Source organism: Streptomyces sp., from assembly GCF_031181705.1.
Taxonomy (GTDB): Bacteria; Actinomycetota; Actinomycetes; order Streptomycetales; family Streptomycetaceae; genus Streptomyces.
On record NZ_JAPSKN010000170.1, the window covers coordinates 1 to 4,687 of the forward strand.

The window sequence follows — 4,687 nt, forward strand, 5'->3', positions numbered from 1 at the left end:
CCTAGGGCGTAAGCCCCGAATATCGCCCTTCCCTGTGGGCCCTTGGGGTCTTCTTGGCCTGCGCAGGGCGCTTCTTGGGCTCCGCATTCCCCCGGCATGAACGGTTCCTCGCGAGAGTGGCGGGCGGTGAGTGATCCACTCGCGACGAACCGCACAGGGGGTTCCATGAGATCCAACCGCGCCACGGTGCGCGCCGGGCTGGGCATGGCGGCGACGCTGCCGATGCTCGCCGGTGCGCTGGCGCTCGGCATACCCGCGGCGCACGCCGTCGGCCACCCGCTCCGCGCCCCGCTCGCCGGGAGCAGGCCCGCGTGGGCCACGGCCCGTGCCGACCGGGGTGCCGCCCCGGACGCAGCCGGGGTGTCGGCCCGGGTCTACCTCCGCGGCAAGGACGCCGCCGGCCTCGCCGCCTACGCGAGGGCCGTCTCCGACCCGCACTCGCCCTCGTACGGCGCGTATCTGACGGCGAAGCAGGCGCAGGCCCGCTTCGGCGCCACGAAGGCGCAGGTGGCGGCCGTCAAGGCCTGGCTGGCGGGTGCCGGCCTGCGGGTCACCGGCGCCACGCGGCACTCCCTCTCGGTCACCGGTGACGTGGCCGCCGCCGAGCGGGCCTTCGGCACGCAGCTGCACGACTTCGCCAAGGGCGACCGCACCTATCGCGCCCCGGTGAGCACCGCCTCCGTGCCGCAGGGCCTGGCCGACGCCGTCCTGACCGTCACGGGCCTGGACAACGCGCCGCACCGGGTCACGCACGACGACCGGCTGCCGCCGCCCGACACGGTGTTCCGCAACGCCGGCCCGTTCTCCTCGTACTACGGCTCGAACACCGCGAGCACCCTGCCGGACGCGTACGGCACGAAGGTCCCGTACGCGGTCAAGGGCTACACGGGCAGGCAGCTGCGGGCCGCCTACGGCGCGGGCACCCGCACCGGCAAGGGCGTCCGGGTCGCCATCACGGACGCCTACGCCTCCCCGACGATCGCCTACGACGCCGCCGCCTACGCCCGGCGCAACGGCGACGCCGCGTGGAAGTCGGGCCAGTTGCACCAGGTGCTGCCCGCGAAGTACACGAACACCAAGGACTGCTCGGCGTCCGGCTGGTACGGCGAGGAGACCCTGGACGTCGAGGCGGTGCACGCGGTCGCCCCGGCCGCGGACGTGACGTACGTGGGCGCCGCCTCCTGCGCGGACGGCGACCTGCTCGACGCGCTCGGCAAGGTCGTCGACCACCACCTGGCCGACATCGTCTCCAACTCCTGGGGCGAGGTGGAGGCCGCGCAGACCCCCGGCCTGGCGGCCGCCTACGACCACGTCTTCCAGCTCGGCGCGGTCGAGGGCATCGGCTTCTACTTCTCCTCCGGCGACGACGGCGACGAGGTCGCGAGCTCCGGGACGAAGCAGGTCGACTCCCCGGCCGACTCGGCGTGGGTCACCGCCGTCGGCGGCACCTCCCTGGCCGTCGGCAAGGGCGACACCTACCTCTGGGAGACCGGCTGGGGCACCGAGAAGGCGAACCTGTCGGCCGACGGCACGGGCTGGACGGACTTCCCGGGCGCCTTCACCTCCGGCGCGGGCGGCGGCACCAGCCGGACGGTCGCCGAGCCCTCCTACCAGCACGGCGTGGTGCCCGGGGCGCTGGCGCGGGCCCACAGCGCGGACGGCAACCGGGTCGTGCCGGACATCGCCGCGATCGCCGACCCGAACACGGGCTTCCTGGTCGGGCAGACGCAGACCCTGCCCGACGGGAGGAAGCAGGCGTACGGCGAGTACCGCATCGGCGGCACCTCGCTCGCCTCGCCGACCATCGCCGCCGTCCAGGCCCTGGCCCAGGAGGCCCGCGGCGGCACGGCGATCGGCTTCGCCAACCCGGTGATCTACGCGAAGTACGGCTCGGAGGTCTACCACGACGTCACCGACGACCCGACGGGCGGGAGACTCGCCGTGGCCCGCGTCGACTTCGTGAACGGCTACGACGCCACCGACGGCCTGGCCACGTCCGTGCGCAGCCTGGGCAGGGACAGCTCGCTCAAGGCCGTCGAGGGCTACGACGACGTCACCGGCGTGGGCACGCCCGCGAACGGTTACGTCGAGTCGTACCGGCGCTGACCACCGCGCGGCGTCGGGGGTGGTGTGGGATGGCCCACACCACCCCATTGCGTCGCACTGACGATTACACTGACCACGTGCCTCAACTACGTCTCGCCCTGAACCAGATCGACTCGCGCGTCGGCGACCTCGCCGGGAACGCGGAGTCGATCGTCCGCTGGACCCGGCACTCCGCCGAGCAGGGAGCGCACCTCGTGGCGTTCCCGGAGATGGCGCTGACCGGGTACCCCGTCGAGGACCTGGCCCTCAGGTCGTCCTTCGTGGAGGCCTCCCGGGCCGCGCTGCGCTCGCTCGCCGCCCGTCTGGCCGAGGAGGGCCTCGGCCGGCTGCCGGTGATCGTGGGCTATCTCGACCGCAGCGAGACCGCCCAGCCGAAGTACGGCCAGCCGGCCGGTGCGCCGCGCAACGCCGGGGCGGTGCTCCACGGCGGCGAGGTGGTCCTGACCTACGCCAAGCACCACCTGCCGAACTACGGCGTCTTCGACGAGTTCCGCTACTTCGTGCCCGGCGACAGCATGCCGGTGCTGCGGGTGCACGGGGTGGACGTCGCCCTGGCCATCTGCGAGGACCTCTGGCAGGACGGCGGCCGTGTCCCCGCCGCCCGTTCGGCCAAGGCGGGCCTGCTGGTGTCGATCAACGCCTCCCCCTACGAGCGCAACAAGGACGACACGCGTCTGGAGCTGGTGCGCAAGCGGGCCCAGGAGGCCGGCTGCACCACGGCGTACCTCGCCATGATGGGCGGCCAGGACGAGCTGGTCTTCGACGGCGACTCGATCGTCGTCGACAAGGACGGCGAGGTCGTGGCCCGGGCGCCGCAGTTCTCCGAGGGCTGTGTGGTCCTGGACCTGGACCTGCCGGCGGCGGCCGCGGACGCCCCGGAGGGCGTGGTCGACGACGGTCTGCGCATCGACCGCGTGGTGCTGTCGGAGGACCCGCTGCCGGCGTACGAGCCGGAGCTGACGGGCGGTTACGCGGACCGTCTGGACGACGACGAGGAGGTCTACTCGGCGCTGGTCGTGGGCCTGCGGGCGTACGTCGAGAAGAACGGCTTCTCGTCGGTCCTCATCGGCCTGTCGGGCGGCATCGACTCGGCCCTGGTCGCGGCGATCGCCTGCGACGCGGTGGGCGCGCAGAACGTGTACGGCGTGTCGATGCCGTCGAAGTACTCCTCGGACCACTCCAAGGACGACGCGGCCGAGCTGGCCCGCCGCACGGGCCTGAACTACCGCACGGTCCCCATCGAGCCGATGTTCGCCGCCTACATGGGCTCGCTGGGCCTGACCGGCCTGGCGGAGGAGAACCTCCAGTCGCGCCTGCGCGGCACGCTGCTGATGGCGATCTCCAACCAGGAGGGCCACATCGTCCTGGCCCCCGGCAACAAGTCGGAGCTGGCGGTCGGCTACTCCACGCTCTACGGCGACTCCGTCGGCGCGTACGGCCCCATCAAGGACGTGTACAAGACGTCGGTCTTCCGGCTGGCGGAGTGGCGCAACCGGGCGGCCCGGGAGCGCGGCCAGACCCCGCCGATCCCGGAGAACTCCCTCACCAAGCCGCCGAGCGCGGAACTGCGCCCCGGCCAGGTCGACACGGACTCGCTGCCCGACTACCCGGTGCTCGACGCGATCCTGGAGCTGTACGTCGACCGGGACCGCGGCGCGGACGAGATCGTCGCGGCCGGCTTCGACCGCGAGCTGGTCGTGAAGACCCTGCGCATGGTCGACACGGCCGAGTACAAGCGGCGGCAGTACCCGCCGGGGACGAAGATCTCCGCGAAGGGGTTCGGGAAGGACCGGCGCCTGCCGATCACGAACGGGTGGCGCGAGTCGGTCTGACGGGCGAACCGCGAGGGGACTTGATAGGCAAGTGGACGCTTGCCTATCCTGGGGTCGTGGCCGACGACGTCTTCAAAGCCTTGGCCGACCCCACCCGTCGCACCATCCTCGACGAGCTCGCGGAGAAGTCCGGGCAGACACTGTTCGAGATCTGCTCGCGGCTGAGCATGAAGCACCGGCTCGGCATCTCGCGCCAGGCGGTCTCCCAGCACCTCGCGGTGCTGGAGGCCGCCGGGCTCGTCGAGACCCGGCGGGAGGGCCGCTACAAGTTCCACGACCTGAACACGGCCCCGCTTCGGCAGATCACCGAGCGGTGGCCGGCGCCCGCCCCCTCCCGACCGGAAGAGAGCACCCCATGAGGATCCATCTGACCAGCGTCTTCGTCGAAGACCAGGCCAAAGCCCTCCGGTTCTACACCGAGGTCCTCGGCTTCGTGAAGAAGCACGACGTCCCGCTCGGCGAGCAGCACCGGTGGCTGACCGTGGTCTCCGCGGAGGAGCCGGGCGGCACGGAACTCCTGCTGGAGCCGGCCGGTCACCCCGCCGTCAAGCCCTACCGCGACGCCCTGGTCGCCGACGGCATCCCGCTCGCCCAGTTCGCCGTCGCCGACGTGCACGCCGAGTACGAACGCCTGCGCGCCCTCGGCGTCCGCTTCACGCAGGAACCCCTGGAGATGGGCCCCGTCACCACCGCCGTCTTCGACGACACCTGCGGCAACCTGATCCAGATCGCGACGCAGCCGGAGTAGC

The 4,687-nt window shown here is 72.3% G+C and carries 4 protein-coding genes; all 4 read left to right on the top strand.

Going from position 1 to position 4,687, the window contains the following annotated elements; all coding sequences use genetic code 11:
* Positions 1-165 precede the first annotated feature (165 nt).
* The 4 genes from RIN80_RS23995 (at position 166) to RIN80_RS24010 (ending at position 4,686) form a co-directional block, all read left to right on the top strand.
* Positions 166-2,106: a S53 family peptidase gene (locus tag RIN80_RS23995; RefSeq protein ID WP_309097720.1), complete on the top strand. Its 1,941-nt coding sequence runs from the start codon at positions 166-168 to the stop codon at positions 2,104-2,106.
* 77 nt (positions 2,107-2,183) lie between these two features.
* A complete protein-coding gene (locus RIN80_RS24000; RefSeq protein ID WP_309097721.1) occupies positions 2,184-3,938 on the top strand; it encodes an NAD+ synthase in 1,755 nt (584 codons plus the stop codon).
* A 56-nt stretch (positions 3,939-3,994) separates the two neighbouring features.
* Positions 3,995-4,297: a metalloregulator ArsR/SmtB family transcription factor gene (locus RIN80_RS24005; protein ID WP_309097722.1), complete on the top strand. Its 303-nt coding sequence runs from the start codon at positions 3,995-3,997 to the stop codon at positions 4,295-4,297.
* A complete protein-coding gene (locus RIN80_RS24010) occupies positions 4,294-4,686 on the top strand; it encodes a VOC family protein (protein ID WP_309097723.1) in 393 nt (130 codons plus the stop codon). Before RIN80_RS24005 ends, RIN80_RS24010 begins: the two co-directional genes overlap by 4 nt.
* Position 4,687: the final 1 nt, after the last annotated feature.